Here is a 13877-nt window from a genome sequence, read left to right on the forward strand (position 1 = left end):
TTGGGTGTGCGGCGGGGCGCTTGGGCTGCCCGGGCGGCGGTGTCGCGCGGCGCTTTGTGTTTCTTGTCTTTACCTGTTTTTCCTGGGGGTTACTGGTTGGCATGCCAACGTGACCACCGCTGCCCAGTAACCGAAACTTTTCAAGGAGGCTCGCCCGAGATGGCGAACTACACCGCTGCCGATGTGAAGCGGCTCCGGGACCTGACCGGCTCCGGAATGATGGACTGCAAGAAGGCGCTGGAGGAGAACGGCGGCGACTTCGACAAGGCTGTCGAGTTCCTGCGCATCAAGGGCGCCAAGGACGTGGGCAAGCGCGCCGAGCGCTCCACCGCCGAGGGCCTGGTCGCCGCGCAGGACGGCGTCCTGATCGAGATCAACTCCGAGACCGACTTCGTCGCGAAGAACGCGGAGTTCCAGGACCTGGCGAACAGCATCGTCGCGGCGGCCGCCAAGGCCCGCCCCGCCGATCTGGACGCGCTCAAGGCTGTCGACCTGGGCGGCAAGACCGCCGATCAGGCCGTGCAGGAGCTGGCCGCCCGTATCGGCGAGAAGCTGGAACTGCGCCGCGTCGCGTCCTTCGACGGCCCCGTCGCCGTCTACCTGCACAAGCGTGCCACCGACCTGCCGCCCGCCGTCGGCGTGCTGGTCGAGTACAAGGGTGAGGGCGAGGCCGCCGAGGCCGCCGCTCGCGCCGCCGGTATGCAGGTCGCGGCCCTCAAGGCCAAGTACCTGACCCGCGAGGACGTCCCGGCCGACCTCGTCGCCAAGGAGCGCGAGATCGCCGAGGCCACCGCCAAGGAAGAGGGCAAGCCCGAGGCCGCCCTGCCGAAGATCGTGGAAGGCCGCGTCAACGGCTTCTACAAGGATGTCGTGCTGCTGGAGCAGGCTTCGGTCACCGACTCCAAGAAGACCGTGAAGGCGCAGCTCGAGGAGGCCGGCGTCACCCTGACCCGCTTCGCGCGCTTCGAGGTCGGCCAGGCCTGATACGCCTGTGAAATGGCCCCTCACGCATTGTGATTCAATGTGTGAGGGGTCTTTTTCTGTGCATCCGGATGTGTGTCGGGCGGGGCCTTGTGCCGTGACCGATTCCGGATAGGGCAGGATGAGAACGCTTTGTTGCGCACTCGCGCCATGTTGATGACCAATCGCCTAAAAGGAGACGAGCACCGATGACGGACCCGGGGACCGACCGCCCAGGATATCGCCGGGTGCTGCTCAAACTGGGCGGCGAGATGTTCGGCGGCGGCAAGGTCGGGCTCGACCCGGACGTCGTGCAGACGGTGGCCGAGCAGATCGCCGAGGTCGTCTCCGACGGCATCCAGGTCGCGGTGGTCATCGGCGGCGGCAATTTCTTCCGCGGCGCCGAGCTCGAGGAGCGCGGCATGGACCGGGCCCGCTCGGATTACATGGGCATGCTCGGCACCGTGATGAACTCCCTTGCGCTGCAAGACTTCCTGCAGAAGCAGGGCATCGACACCCGCGTGCAGACGGCCATCACCATGGGCCAGGTCGCCGAGCCGTACCTGCCGCTGCGCGCCAAGCGCCACCTGGAGAAGGGCCGCGTCGTCATCTTCGGCGCCGGCATGGGCATGCCGTACTTCTCCACCGACACCACCGCCGCGCAGCGCGCGCTCGAGATCGACGCCGACGTGGTGCTGATGGCCAAGGCGGTGGACGGTGTGTTCGACGCCGACCCGCGGATGGTCGAGAACGCCAAGATGTTCACCGAGATCAGCCATCGGGAAGTGATCGAACAGGGCTTGAAGGTCGCCGACGCAACCGCCTTCAGCCTGTGTATGGACAACCAGATGCCCATGTTGGTGTTCAATCTGTTGACGAAGGGCAATATCGCCCGCGCGGTCGCCGGTGAGAAGATCGGCACATTGGTTCGGACCGACCCCGAAGCCCAGTAGCTCGAGCCCAGGGGTCAGGACGATGACGACGCTGCGGAGTCGGTGTCAAGGAAGGACATGGTCGTGATTGAAGAAGCGCTCTTCGACGCCGAGGAGAAAATGGAGAAAGCCGTCTCGGTGGCGAAGGACGATCTCGGGACCATCCGGACCGGCCGGGCCAATCCCGGCATGTTCTCCCGAATCGTCATCGATTACTACGGCTCTCCGACGCCCATCACCCAGGTCTCCAGCATCACGGTGCCCGAGCCGCGGATGGTGGTGATCAAGCCCTACGAGCAGTCCTCGTTAGGCGCGATCGAGACCGCGATCCGCAATTCCGATCTCGGCGTGAACCCCACCAACAACGGTGACATCATCCGGATCTCGGTGCCGCAGCTGACCGAGGAGCGGCGCCGCGAACTGGCGAAGCAGGCCAAGAGCAAGGGCGAGGACGCGAAGGTCTCGATTCGCAACGTCCGGCGCAAGGCCATGGACGAACTGGGCCGCATCCAGAAGGACGGCGAAGCGGGCGAGGACGAGGTCGGCCGGGCCGAGAAAGACCTGGACAAGACGACCGCGCGCTATGTCGGTCAGATCGACGAATTGGTCAAGCACAAGGAAGCCGAACTGCTCGAGGTCTGAGTTCGCCTCGGACGGCGGCTCTTTGGCGGGGGACGAACGGAACTGAACGAGTTGAGCGACGGGACAATCGTGGCCGAGAACGCCGCCGCGACCGGTGCGGCCGAGGAGCCGAGACCGGCCAACGGCACGCCTGAAACTGAATACGCCACACCCGCCGTCGCCGCGGCTCCGAAGTCGCGGGCGGGTCGCAACCTGCCCGCGGCGCTGGCCGTGGGGTTCGGCCTAGGTTTGTCGCTGATCGCGATCCTGCTGTTCGTCCCGAAACTCTTCATCGCGGTGGCGGGCGCCGGTGTCGGCGTCGCCACCTGGGAGGTGGCCAAGCGGCTGCGCGAGGCCGACGTGCTGGTTCCGCGCGTGCCGCTGATCGTCGGCGGCCAGGCGGTGTTCTGGTTCGGCTGGCCGTTCGGCGCCAGCGGCGTCGCGGGCGCGTTCGCGGCTACCACGCTGATCTGCATGGTGTGGCGGCTGTTCGATCACGGCCTGCAACAGCCACCGCGAAACTTCCTGCGCGACACCGCGATCGCCGTGTTCACCCTGGCCTGGATCCCGTTGCTGGCCTCGTTCGCGACGTTGCTGCTGCTCGAGCCCGACGGCAATCTGCGGGTGCTGACCTTCATGATCCTGGTGGTCTGCTCCGATGTCGGCGGCTATGTGGCCGGGGTGTTGTTCGGCAAGCATCCGATGGTGCCCTCGATCAGCCCGAAGAAGTCCTGGGAGGGCTTCTGCGGGTCGCTGGTCTTCGCCGTCATCGGTGGCCTGCTCACGGTCACCCTGCTGTTGCAGGCCAACTCGATGATCGGTGTCGTGCTGGGTGTCGGCCTGGTCGTGGTCGCCACGATCGGCGATCTGATCGAGTCCCAGGTCAAGCGCGAACTCGGCATCAAGGACATGGGCACGCTGCTGCCGGGCCACGGCGGCATCATGGACCGGCTGGATTCCATGCTGCCGTCGGCCTTCGTCTCGTGGCTGGTGCTGAGCACCCTGATCTAGTGTTTGGCGGCGCGCCTGAGTTGCAGGATGCGCAACCCGCCGACGCAGGCCATCAACAGCGCGCCGCCGATGGCGGACAGCAGCACCGCGATGCCCACGGGCAGGTTGAATTCCCAGAAGAACAGGCTGACGGTCACGCTGCCCAGGTTCTGCAGGATGAACACGAGCAGCACGATCAGGATGATCGCCCCGGCGGTCAACCCGGTCCACGCCCACCCGGTGCGCGTGCCCAGCGACTGTTTGGCGGGCGGTGTGGCCGGCCCGGGCTCGGTGACCGGTGGATCGGGTTGCGGGCCGCGTTTCTCGGTCTCCAGGTGGGACGGCTCCGGGCGGTGCGGCTCGGGCTCGATGGGCTGCGGTTGCGGTTCCGCCCGCCGCGGCTCGGGCGAGTATTCGGGATTCAGCGACATGTCCTGGGCATTCCCGCTCGCGTCCGGCTTACTCGCCCGCGTTCGGACGGTTCTCAGTGGACCTGGCGGCCGGCGTCTTCCCAGTACTTGCCGCGTAGCTCGCGCTTGAGGACCTTGCCGGCGCCGGAGACGGGCAGGGCGTCGGTGAGTTCGATGCTGCGTGGAGCCTTGTAGCCGGCGATGCGGGTTTTGGCGTGTTCGCGGATCTCGGCCGCGGTGACGGTGACGCCCGGGACACAGACGATGACGGCGTGGACGCGCTCGCCCCATTCCTCGTCCGGCACGCCGATGACCGCGCAGGCCGCGACGCCGGGGTGTGCGGCGACCGCGTTCTCCACCTCTACCGAGTACACGTTCTCGCCGCCGGTGACGATCATGTCCTTGATCCGGTCGACGACGAAGACGTAGCCCTGGTCGTCCATGTAGCCGCCGTCGCCGGTGTGCATCCAGCCGCCGCGCAGCGCCGCGGCCGTTTCCTCCGGTTTGTTCCAGTAGCCCAGCATCACGTGGTCGCCGCGCACCAGGATCTCGCCGACGGTGCCGCGCGGGACCTCGTTGTCGTCGGGGTCGGCGATGCGGACCTCGGCGTGCGGCGCGGGCCGCCCGGCCGAGCGCATCAGCGCGCCGGTGTGATCGTCGGGACCGAGCAGGGTGGCGACCGGGGACAACTCGGTCATGCCGTAGGCCTGGGTCAGCCGGGCGTTGGGGAAGGCTTTCATCACGCGCTCCAGTACGGCCTGCGAGATCGGCGACGCGCCGTAGAGGATGCGTTCGGCGCTGGATAGATCGTGGTCGTGGATGTCTGGATGGTCGACCAGTAGTTGCAGCATGACCGGCACCAGCAGCGCGTCGGTGACGCGGTGCTCGGCGATCGCGCGCATCGTGGCGGCGGCGTCGAACATCGGGATGATGACGTGGGTACCGCCCAGGAACACCACGACCGCCCAGCCGCTGAGGTCGGCGAGATGGAACATGGGTGCGGCGTGCAGATAGCGGCTGTTCGGCGCGAACAGGTATCCGGTCGCGACCGAGCCGAGCGCCGAGGCGAAGAGGTTGTCGTGGCTGAGCATGACGCCCTTGGGGAATCCCGTGGTACCGCCGGTGTAGAAGACGCCCGCCAGTTCGTCGCCGCCGCGCCGGGCATCCGGGATCGGCTCGGCGGCGGCGACCAACTCCTCGTAGGACAGCGCGCCCTCGGGGGTCGGCCCGTCGCCGCAGTGGATGACGGCGGCCAGGCCGTCGTAGTCCTGCCGGATCGCGGGGAGCATGGGCGCGAACGCGTCGTCGACGAACAGCACCGTGGTGCCGGAATCGCGGAAGCTGTAGACGATTTCGGCCGGGCTCCAGCGAATGTTGACCGGATTCAGCACCGCGTTCGCCCACGGCACGGCCAGCAGGTATTCGCTGTAGCGGTCGGAGTTCAGGCCGAGCATCGCCACCCGGTCCCCGTCGGCGACCCCGAGTTCGCGCAGCGCCGCGGCCAGCCGGGCGACGCGGTCGGCGGCCTCGGCGAAGGTGCGGGTCCGGTCGCCGTAGATCGTCATGATCCCGCCGGGATCCTGCTGGACGGCGCGGTGCAGACCTTGGGTGAGGTACATCGGTAATCCTCCGAGCGTGCGATGTGAATCGGCCGTAGCGTAACACCGATCACACCATGGGCAATGGGCTTTGCCGCTCGGGGCAGGCTTCCTTCTAGCGCTTACTTTTCTCCGAAAACTTGCCATCGAAGGTCGGTGCGGGTCTACTAAGTGAATCGTGAATAGCTTCAATCGTTAGGAGCGCTATGAGTAATCGAGTGGTGGTGGCGGGCGTCGGGATGATCCCGTTCACGACGCCGAGCCGCACCGAGACCTACGACGTCATGGGCACCGAAGCCGCCCGGAGAGCGCTGGCCGACGCCGGGATCGAGTACTCCGCGATCCAGCAGGCCTACGCCGGCTACGTCTACGGTGACTCGACCTGTGGGCAAGCGGTCATCTACGGCCTCGGGCAGACCGGCATCCCGGTCGTCAACGTCAACAACAACTGCTCGACCGGATCCTCGGCGCTGTATCTGGCGCGCCAGGCGGTGCAGTCGGGCGCGGTCGACGTCGCGCTGGCGGTCGGCTTCGAGCAGATGCAGCGCGGCGCGCTGGCCATGGCCTACACCGACCGGCCCTCGCCGTTCACCCGGTTCGACGCGGTGATGGACCAGATCCAGGAACGCACCGAGGCCCCCTTCGCGGCGCAGATGTTCGGCGGGGCGGGACGGCAGTACGCCGAGAAGTACGGCACCGCGCCGGAGACCTTCGCCGCGATTTCGGTGAAGTCGCGCCGGCACGCGGCCGGGAATCCGTACGCGGTGTTCAAGGATCCGGTGACGGTCGAGCAGGTGCTCGCGTCCCCGCACATCTACGGCCCGCTGACCCGCCTGCAGTGCTGCCCACCGACCTGTGGCGCGGCGGCCGCGGTGCTGGTGAGCGAGAAGTTCGCGCGCGCCAACGGCATCGACGCCGCCGTGGTGATCCGAGCGCAGGCCATGGCCACCGATCTGCCCTCGACCTTCACCGAGTCCGATATGACCAAGATCGTCGGCTACGACATGTCCAAGGCCGCGGCCGCGCAGGTCTACGAGGCGTCCGGCGTCGCCCCGACCGAGATACCGGTGGTCGAGTTGCACGACTGTTTCACCGCCAACGAACTGCTCACCTACGAGGCCATCGGCCTCACGCCGGAGGGCACCGCGGAGAAGTTCATCCAGGACGGTGACAACACCTACGGCGGACGCGTGGTCACCAATCCCTCCGGCGGTCTGCTGTCCAAAGGCCATCCGCTCGGCGCCACGGGGCTCGCGCAGTGCGCCGAGCTGGTGTGGCAGTTGCGCGGGCGAGCCGACGCGCGGCAGGTGCCGGGTGCGCCGAAGGTCGCGCTACAGCACAACATCGGGCTCGGCGGCGCGGCCGTGGTGACCCTGTACGAGAAGGTGAGCTGAGATGACTCTCGATCCCGGCCTCATCGGCACGGTGCTGCCCGCGATCACCTCGACCATCGAGGCGGGCCGCCTGCGGTTCTTCGCGGCAGCGATCGGGGAGACCGATCCGGTGTACACCGACCTGACCGCCGCACGGGCCGCGGGTTACGCCGACCTGCCGGTGCCGCCCACGTTCCTGTTCGCGCTCGAACTCGACCGGCCCGACGCCTTCGCTTTTCTCGCGCGGGCCGGCGTCGACCTGCGCTACATCCTGCACGGCGAACAGCGATTCACCTATCACGCGCCCGCGGTGGCCGGGGACGTGCTGATCGCGACGCCGCGGCTCACCGACGTCTACAGCAAGAAGGGCGGCGCGCTGGAGTTCCTGGTCAAGGAAACCGCGGTCACCCGGCCCGACGGCGCGCCCGTCGCGGATCTCCGGTCGACCATCGTCATTCGCAATCCAGGAGCCGGGAAATGACCGCCCTCGACACCGCCGCCGTCGGCACCGAGTTGCCGCCCCTGCGGATCCGCCCGATCTCGCGGACGACGCTCGCCCTGTTCGCGGGCGCCTCCGGTGACCACAACCCCATGCACATCGACCTCGATGTCGCGAAATCGGCCGGGCTCGACGACGTCTTCGCGCACGGCATGCTCTCCATGGCCTACCTGGGCCGCCTGCTCACCGACTGGGTTCCGCAGCGGCGGATCCGGTCCTACGGCGTGCGCTTCGCCGCGATCACGCCGGTGCACGGCGCGCCCACCGCCACCGGCACGGTGGTCGCGATCGACGAGGTCGACGGCGAGCGCCGCGCCACCCTCGCGCTGACGGTCACCCTCGCCGACGGCACCGTCACTCTGACCGGCGACGCCGTCGTCGCTCTGCCCTGAAACCCGAAAGGATCTGCAACACATGGGAACTCTGGATGGCAAGGTCGCCCTGGTCTCCGGCTCCGGCCGCGGTATCGGCCGGGAGATCGCACTGAAACTGGCCGCCGAAGGCGCGCGGGTGGTGGTCAACGACCTCGACGCCGAACCGGCCAAGGGGACCGTCGCCGCGATCGAAGCCGCTGGGGGACAGGCGCTGTCCTGCCTCGGCAGCGTCACCGAGGAGGGGTTCGCGGACCGCTTCGTGCAGACCGCCGTCGAGGAGTTCGGTGGTCTCGACATCATCGTCAACAACGCCGGTTACACCTGGGATTCGGTGATCCAGAAGATGACCGACGAGCAGTGGGACGCCATTCTCGACGTGCACCTGAAGGCCCCGTTCCGGATCCTGCGCGCCGCGCAGCCGGTGATCGCGGCATCGGTGAAGCAGGCGAAGGCGGCCGGCGAACCGGTGCCGTGCCGCAAGGTCGTCAACATTTCCTCGATCGCGGGCACGGGCGGCAATGCCGGTCAGGCGAACTACTCCGCGGCCAAGGCGGGGCTGCTCGGGCTGACCAAGACGCTGTCCAAGGAGTGGGGACGCTACAACGTCACCGTCAACGCGGTCGCGTTCGGCATGATCAAGACCCGCCTCACCGAGGCGCCCGCGGGCAGCGGCGGCACCATCGAGGTGCAGGGCAAGGAGATCAAGGTCGGCGTCAATCCGCAGCTGGCGGCGGCGATGGAGCAGATGATCCCGCTCGGGCGGGCGGGTACGCCGGCCGAGGCGGCGGGTGCGGTGTATCTGTTCTGCACGCAGGAGTCGAACTACATCTCGGGTCAGACAGTCGTGTGCGGCGGCGGCTTCAACGTCTGAGGACAGCGCGAGCGGCGGGCTCGCCTGTACCGTCCTATCGCGTGGAAGAGGAATGGCAATGGTGAACGGGCCGGGCGTGGTCCGTCCGGCCCGGGGCACCCGGCCGGCGAACCGGCGGGATCTCATCGTCGCGGCGGCGAGTGAGCTGTTCTCCCGCAAGGGCTACGCCAATGTCGGGATGGGCGAGGTCGCCGAGGCCGTCGCCATCGGCCCGTCCGCGCTGTACCGGCACTTCCGTGGCAAGCACGGCCTCTTGGCCGAAGTGGTGGCCGGTGCGTTGCAGACCCTCGACGACGCGCTGGCCACCGCGCCGCCGCGGCTGGATCAGGTGGCCGCGGCCCTGGCGAACTCGGTGCTGGCGCACCGGGGCGTCGGGGTGCTGTGGCGGCGGGAATCGCGGCATCTGGTCGACGACGAGCGTGCGGCGTTCCGGGCGCAGGCGCGCCGGATCAACGGGCGGATGGCCGAGTTCATCGGGCGCGCCCGGCCCGAGCTGGAGCCGGCGCAGCGGGACGTGCTGGCGTGGTCGGCGCTGTCGGTGGCCAACAGTGTGTCGTTCCACAGTCTTTCGCTGCCCGACCCCGAATTCCCGGACCTGCTCACCGATCTCGTGCTGCGGACGCTGGAGGCGTCGCTGCCCAGCCTTGGCACGCGGCGCGAGCCCGGACGGCAGGTGCCGCTGGCGGCGCTGTCGCGGCGCGAGGCGATTCTCACCGAGGCCACGAAACTCTTTGCCCAGCACGGTTTCACGGGCGTCAGCGTGGAGGACATCGGCGCGGCCGTCGGCATCGCCGGGCCGAGCGTGTACAACCATTTCGACGGGAAGGCCGACATTCTCGCCGCGGCCATCCTGCGCGGGGACGAATGGCTGCGCATGGGGATGCACCAGGCGCTGGCCCGCGCCGCCGACGAGCGGGACGCGCTGGACCGGATCCTGACCAGCTACAGCGGCTTCGTCTTCGAGACGCCGCAGCTCATGCAGACCCTGCTGTCGGAGACATCGCATCTGCCCGAGGCCGGGCGCGGCCGGGCGCGCGCGGCGCAGCGCGCCTATATCGCGGAGTGGGTGCATCTGCTGGGGCGGGTGCACCCGGAATGGGATCCGGTGGGCGCGCGGGTGCGGGTGCAGGCGGTCCAGTCGATGATCAACGACACCGCGCTGACGCCGCATCTGCGGGCGCTGCCGGACATCGAGGCGGTGTCGGCCGCGATCGGCGCGCAGGTACTCGGACTGCGGGCGGCCGCGCCGATGCGGGCACGCCAGCATCCGAAATGAGTTAGTTTCACTGAATGAGGGATGCGCGGGGACCAGTTCTGGTGATCGGCGCGGGTCCGGGCGGACTGGCGGCCGCGGCCTGTGTGACCCGGGCCGGGCGCGAGGTGATTCTCGTCGACAAGGCCGACAGCGTGGGCTCGGCCTGGCAGGGACACTACGAGCGGCTGCGACTGCACACCATCCGGCGGCACTCGCACCTGCCCGGCTTCGAATTCCCCCGGTCCTACGGGGATTGGGTGGCACGGGCCGACGTGGTCCGGTATCTCACGGATTACGCGGCGCACCACCGGCTTTCGCTGCGTCCGGGGGTGACCGTCGAGCGGCTCGATCGGTTCGGCGAAGGCTGGCTCGCCCGCAGCGCGCAGGGCGACATCACCGCGCGCGAGGTGATCGTCGCGACCGGCTACAACCACACGCCGCTGCTGCCGGACTGGCCGGGCCGCGCCGAATTCCGCGGGGAGCTGCTGCATTCCGCCCACTACCGCAACGCTGCGCCATACGCGGGACGCTCGGTGCTGGTGGTGGGCACCGGCAACACCGGCGCCGAGATCGCGGTGGATCTGGTCGAAGGCGGTGCGGCGCGGGTGTGGCTCGCGGTGCGTACCGTCCCCACCTTCGTCCGGCGCGGAGTGGCGCCGGGGATCGGGCAGAGCTCGGTGGGCATCCTGTTGCGCAAGCTGCCGGTGCCGTTCGTCGACCGGTTCATCGCGCTGGCCAGCCGGTTGACCACGCCGAATCTGAGCGCGTTCGGGTTGCCCCGGCCGGCCGCGGACGTCTACACGCGGCTGCTCGCCGACGGGGCGGTGCCGATCATCGACGTGGGACTGATCGATCTGATCAAGGCGCGCAAGGTCGAGATCGTCGGCGCGGTAACGGGTTTCGAGGCCGATAAGGTGCTGCTCACCGGATCCGCGGCGATCGCGCCGGACGCGGTGATCGCCGCGACCGGGTTCGAGCACGGATTGCGGGAACTGGTCGGGCATTTCGAGCTGCTCGACGAGCAGGGGCGGCCGACGGTGCACGGGGCGCGCACCCATCCGAACGCTCCAGGGCTGTATTTCACCGGGTTCACCAACCCGATCAGCGGGATGTTCCGGGAGCTGGCGATCGATGCGCGCAAGATCGCCGCGGTGCTCGGTCAGCCCGCGAAGCGCTCGGCCAAATAGTCGAAAGCGGCTGGGAAGCCGGCGATTCCGGAGCTGGCGTGCGAGGGGTCGTGAGTGCGGACATAGGTCAGCGGAGCGCCCGCGCCGCGCCATGCCGCGACCAGGCGGTCGGTGGTCGCGATCGGCAGGACGTCGTCCTCGGTGGAGTGCCAGAGGTAGGTGGGAGCCGGTGGTGGGGCGGTCGCGTCGAGGTCGAGGCCGCGGGCGATCGCCTGGATGCGGGGGTGCGAGCCGATGCCCGGCGCGCGGGTGAAGGTGTCGATGTCGGCGAACGGGTACCGGGTGAGGAAATCCGCGCCGCAGTAGTCCTGTGTTTTGGTGAGCATGCGGTTGCCCTGGTCGTTCAGCAGGGCGGGCAGGTCCGAGGCGGGGGAGAGGCGATGGAACGCGGCCAGGATCAGCAGGCCGAGGCCCGCGTTCGTCGTCCCGCTGACCGTGCCGATGACCTCGTCGAAGGCCGTCGGTAGGCCGCCGAGGGCGAGGCCGGTCAGCGGGAGGTCGGGGGCGTAGGCGGGCTGAGCCTGGGCGGCCCAGGCGCTCGCGATCGCGCCGCCGGAGAAACCGGCGAGTGCCACAGGGGCGGCGCGCAGGTCGGCGGGGGCGAACGCGCGGGCGGCGCGCAGGGCGTCCAGCACGCTGTGCGCGGTCTGCGCCTTGTCGAGGAAGCGTTCCCGGGGGCCCTGGTAGTCGGGGAAGGCGACGGCCCAGCCGCGGCGCAGCGCGAGGACGGCCAGCGGGGCCTCGGCGTTGCCGTTGTTGAGCCTGGCCGCCAAGCCGTGTTCCAGGAAAGCCGAAGGGGCGCAGCCAGTTCCGAGGCTGTCCTCGGCCAGTTGGTGGCTGACCAGTGGGCGCGGCCCGGGCCACGGTGTGTCCGGCACCACCAGGGTGGTGCGGCCGGTGGTCGGCTGGTTCTCGGCGTCGAGGGACTTGTAGGTGAGTTGCCAGGTCCGGACCGGGAGGGGGAGGCCGAAGAGCTGGATCTCCCGGGTCTCGAGGAGCGTGCCGTTCGAGAGGTGGGCCAGTGCTGTGGAAGGCGAGAATGGTTGCGCGGCAGCGGTGCTGAAGGGGAGAAGCGTCGTCAGCAAGATCAGCGCGGTCGTGAGGGTCGCGGCTCGCCTGTGGTTGGCGGCGTTCCGGATGGCGCGGGCGGCGACCGCGTGGCGGGGTGTCGCGTCGGCACGGACTGCGCCGGGTCCTGTCCGGCCCGCACCGGGCTGGGCTATGGGGCCGGATTCGGATGCTCCGGCCTGGCCAGGCACGACATACCTCGGCGGGCGTCGGCCGGGTGTGTTCTGGTCGCTGCGCAGTCGATTTTCCGGTGGGACGGCTGTCGTCAGTTCCCGCACGCCGCGAACGGCGGGGCGGGTTCCGCGATGTCCTCGGGCGCTGGGCCACGCGTCCGCCTCGGTAGAGCCCCGCTTTCGTCGATCGGGTTGGTCTTGCCCGGTGCTCATCGCGACCTCCGGCGGTGACTGTGGCGTAGCTAACGTCTGCGCCCCGGGAGCTGCGGTGGGACCGGCTGCGGCAACGCTGTCCACGCTAGCTCGAAATCGCCCCCTCGCCAACGTGATTCGAGCCCAGGTGGTGCCGATTGCCAGGCTGGGCACCTGACTCGGGCCGAGTCCGGACGCATCGGACCAGCCATGATCGCGGTATGGGACACTGGAGGCACTATGACCGCCGTCCCCGTACCCCTTGTTTTCGAAGCTCCGCGCCGTGGCATGCCCCCGACGCACCTCGCCGATCTCGACGCGGACGGGCGGAAGAAGGCGGTCGAGGAGCTGGGTCTGCCCAAATTCCGGGCCGATCAGATCGCGCGGCAGTACTACGGGCGGCTGCAGGCCGATCCGGAGCAGATGACCGATCTACCCGCCCCGGTCCGCGAGAAAATCGGTTCCGCGTTGTTCCCGCCCCTGCTCAACGTGGTGAAACACATCAGCTGCGATGCCGGCGAGACCCGCAAGACGCTCTGGAAAGCCGGTGACGGCACCCTGCTGGAGAGCGTCCTCATGCGCTACGCCGACCGCAACACCCTCTGCATCTCCAGCCAGGCCGGCTGCGGCATGGCCTGCCCGTTCTGCGCCACCGGCCAGGCCGGACTCACCCGCAACCTCTCCACCGCCGAAATCGTCGACCAGGTGCGCGCGGCCGCCGCCGCCCTGCGTGACGGCGAGGTCGCCGGCGGTCCCGGCCGTCTGTCCAATATCGTCTTCATGGGCATGGGTGAGCCGCTGGCCAACTACAAGCGCGTGGTCGCCGCCGTGCGCCGCATCACCTCCCCCGCTCCGGATGGCTTCGGCATCTCCCAGCGCAACGTGGTGGTGTCCACTGTCGGCCTGGCTCCAGCCATCCGCAAGCTCGCCGACGAAGACCTCTCGGTCACTCTCGCCGTGTCATTGCACACCCCCGACGACGAACTCCGCGACACCCTGGTCCCGGTGAATAACCGCTGGCCGGTCGCCGAGGTCCTCGACGCCGCTCGCTACTACGCCGACAAGTCCGGCCGTCGCGTCTCTGTTGAGTACGCGTTGATCCGCGACGTCAACGACCAGCCCTGGCGTGCGGACATGCTCGGCAAGAAGCTGCACAAGGCGCTGGGCTCGCGTGTGCACGTCAATGTCATCCCGCTCAACCCCACCCCGGGGTCGAAGTGGGACGCTGCCCCCAAGCCCGTGGAACGTGAGTTCGTCCGCCGGGTCAACGAACAGGGTGTGCCCTGCACCGTGCGTGATACCCGGGGGCAGGAGATCGCCGCGGCCTGCGGACAGCTCGCTGCCGAAGGGTAGTACGGGTCGATAACTGTTCGG

At 68.9% G+C, this 13877-nt stretch carries 14 protein-coding genes; 11 read left to right on the forward strand and 3 right to left on the reverse strand.

Features of this window, described 5'->3' with window-relative positions:
• Window positions 1–159 precede the first annotated feature (159 nt).
• The 4 genes from tsf to AB0I43_RS36760 all read left to right on the forward strand — a co-directional run bounded on the left by tsf (window position 160) and on the right by AB0I43_RS36760 (window position 3524).
• Window positions 160–984, forward strand: a complete 825-nt coding sequence (gene tsf, locus AB0I43_RS36745) for a translation elongation factor Ts (protein ID WP_356978853.1) — start codon at window positions 160–162, stop codon at window positions 982–984.
• Between the two features lie 185 nt (window positions 985–1169).
• On the forward strand, window positions 1170–1913 hold the full coding sequence (gene pyrH, locus AB0I43_RS36750) for a UMP kinase (protein ID WP_356978855.1): 744 nt from the start codon (window positions 1170–1172) through the stop codon (window positions 1911–1913).
• A gap of 63 nt (window positions 1914–1976) precedes the next feature.
• A complete protein-coding gene (gene frr, locus AB0I43_RS36755) occupies window positions 1977–2534 on the forward strand; it encodes a ribosome recycling factor (protein ID WP_356979095.1) in 558 nt (185 codons plus the stop codon).
• Window positions 2535–2585: 51 nt separating this feature from the next.
• The gene (locus AB0I43_RS36760) at window positions 2586–3524 is read left to right on the forward strand and encodes a phosphatidate cytidylyltransferase (protein ID WP_356978857.1); all 939 of its coding nucleotides are present in this window, start codon (window positions 2586–2588) and stop codon (window positions 3522–3524) included.
• Here the strand turns inward: AB0I43_RS36760 and AB0I43_RS36765 are convergent.
• A complete protein-coding gene (locus AB0I43_RS36765) occupies window positions 3521–3934 on the reverse strand; it encodes a lipopolysaccharide assembly protein LapA domain-containing protein (RefSeq protein ID WP_356978859.1) in 414 nt (137 codons plus the stop codon). The genes AB0I43_RS36760 and AB0I43_RS36765 overlap by 4 nt on opposite strands.
• A 53-nt stretch (window positions 3935–3987) precedes the next feature.
• On the reverse strand, window positions 3988–5532 hold the full coding sequence (locus AB0I43_RS36770) for a long-chain-fatty-acid--CoA ligase (RefSeq protein WP_356978861.1): 1545 nt from the start codon (window positions 5530–5532) through the stop codon (window positions 3988–3990).
• Window positions 5533–5717: 185 nt separating this feature from the next.
• Between AB0I43_RS36770 and AB0I43_RS36775 the strand changes: the two genes are divergently transcribed.
• The 6 genes from AB0I43_RS36775 to AB0I43_RS36800 are packed head-to-tail and all read left to right on the forward strand — an operon-like array spanning window position 5718 to window position 11070.
• Window positions 5718–6905: a lipid-transfer protein gene (locus tag AB0I43_RS36775; protein ID WP_356978863.1), complete on the forward strand. Its 1188-nt coding sequence runs from the start codon at window positions 5718–5720 to the stop codon at window positions 6903–6905.
• A gap of 1 nt (window position 6906) precedes the next feature.
• A complete protein-coding gene (locus AB0I43_RS36780) occupies window positions 6907–7365 on the forward strand; it encodes a MaoC family dehydratase N-terminal domain-containing protein (protein ID WP_356978865.1) in 459 nt (152 codons plus the stop codon).
• Window positions 7362–7775: a MaoC/PaaZ C-terminal domain-containing protein gene (locus AB0I43_RS36785; RefSeq protein ID WP_356978867.1), complete on the forward strand. Its 414-nt coding sequence runs from the start codon at window positions 7362–7364 to the stop codon at window positions 7773–7775. Before AB0I43_RS36780 ends, AB0I43_RS36785 begins: the two co-directional genes overlap by 4 nt.
• 22 nt (window positions 7776–7797) lie before the next feature.
• Window positions 7798–8628, forward strand: coding sequence for an SDR family oxidoreductase (locus tag AB0I43_RS36790; protein WP_356978869.1), 831 nt, complete (start codon window positions 7798–7800; stop codon window positions 8626–8628).
• A gap of 52 nt (window positions 8629–8680) precedes the next feature.
• On the forward strand, window positions 8681–9904 hold the full coding sequence (locus AB0I43_RS36795) for a TetR/AcrR family transcriptional regulator (protein WP_356978871.1): 1224 nt from the start codon (window positions 8681–8683) through the stop codon (window positions 9902–9904).
• Between the two features lie 14 nt (window positions 9905–9918).
• Complete coding sequence (locus AB0I43_RS36800) at window positions 9919–11070, forward strand: NAD(P)/FAD-dependent oxidoreductase (RefSeq protein WP_356978873.1); 1152 nt, start codon at window positions 9919–9921, stop codon at window positions 11068–11070.
• Here the strand turns inward: AB0I43_RS36800 and AB0I43_RS36805 are convergent.
• On the reverse strand, window positions 11043–12155 hold the full coding sequence (locus AB0I43_RS36805; RefSeq protein ID WP_356978875.1) for a lipase family protein: 1113 nt from the start codon (window positions 12153–12155) through the stop codon (window positions 11043–11045). The genes AB0I43_RS36800 and AB0I43_RS36805 overlap by 28 nt on opposite strands.
• A gap of 588 nt (window positions 12156–12743) precedes the next feature.
• On the opposite strand from AB0I43_RS36805, the gene rlmN reads away from it, so the two are divergent.
• On the forward strand, window positions 12744–13856 hold the full coding sequence (gene rlmN / locus AB0I43_RS36810; protein WP_356978877.1) for a 23S rRNA (adenine(2503)-C(2))-methyltransferase RlmN: 1113 nt from the start codon (window positions 12744–12746) through the stop codon (window positions 13854–13856).
• Window positions 13857–13877 lie beyond the last annotated feature (21 nt).

Origin of the sequence: Nocardia sp. NPDC050435 (assembly GCF_040655395.1) — a bacterium.
In the GTDB taxonomy this organism is placed as follows: domain Bacteria; phylum Actinomycetota; class Actinomycetes; order Mycobacteriales; family Mycobacteriaceae; genus Nocardia.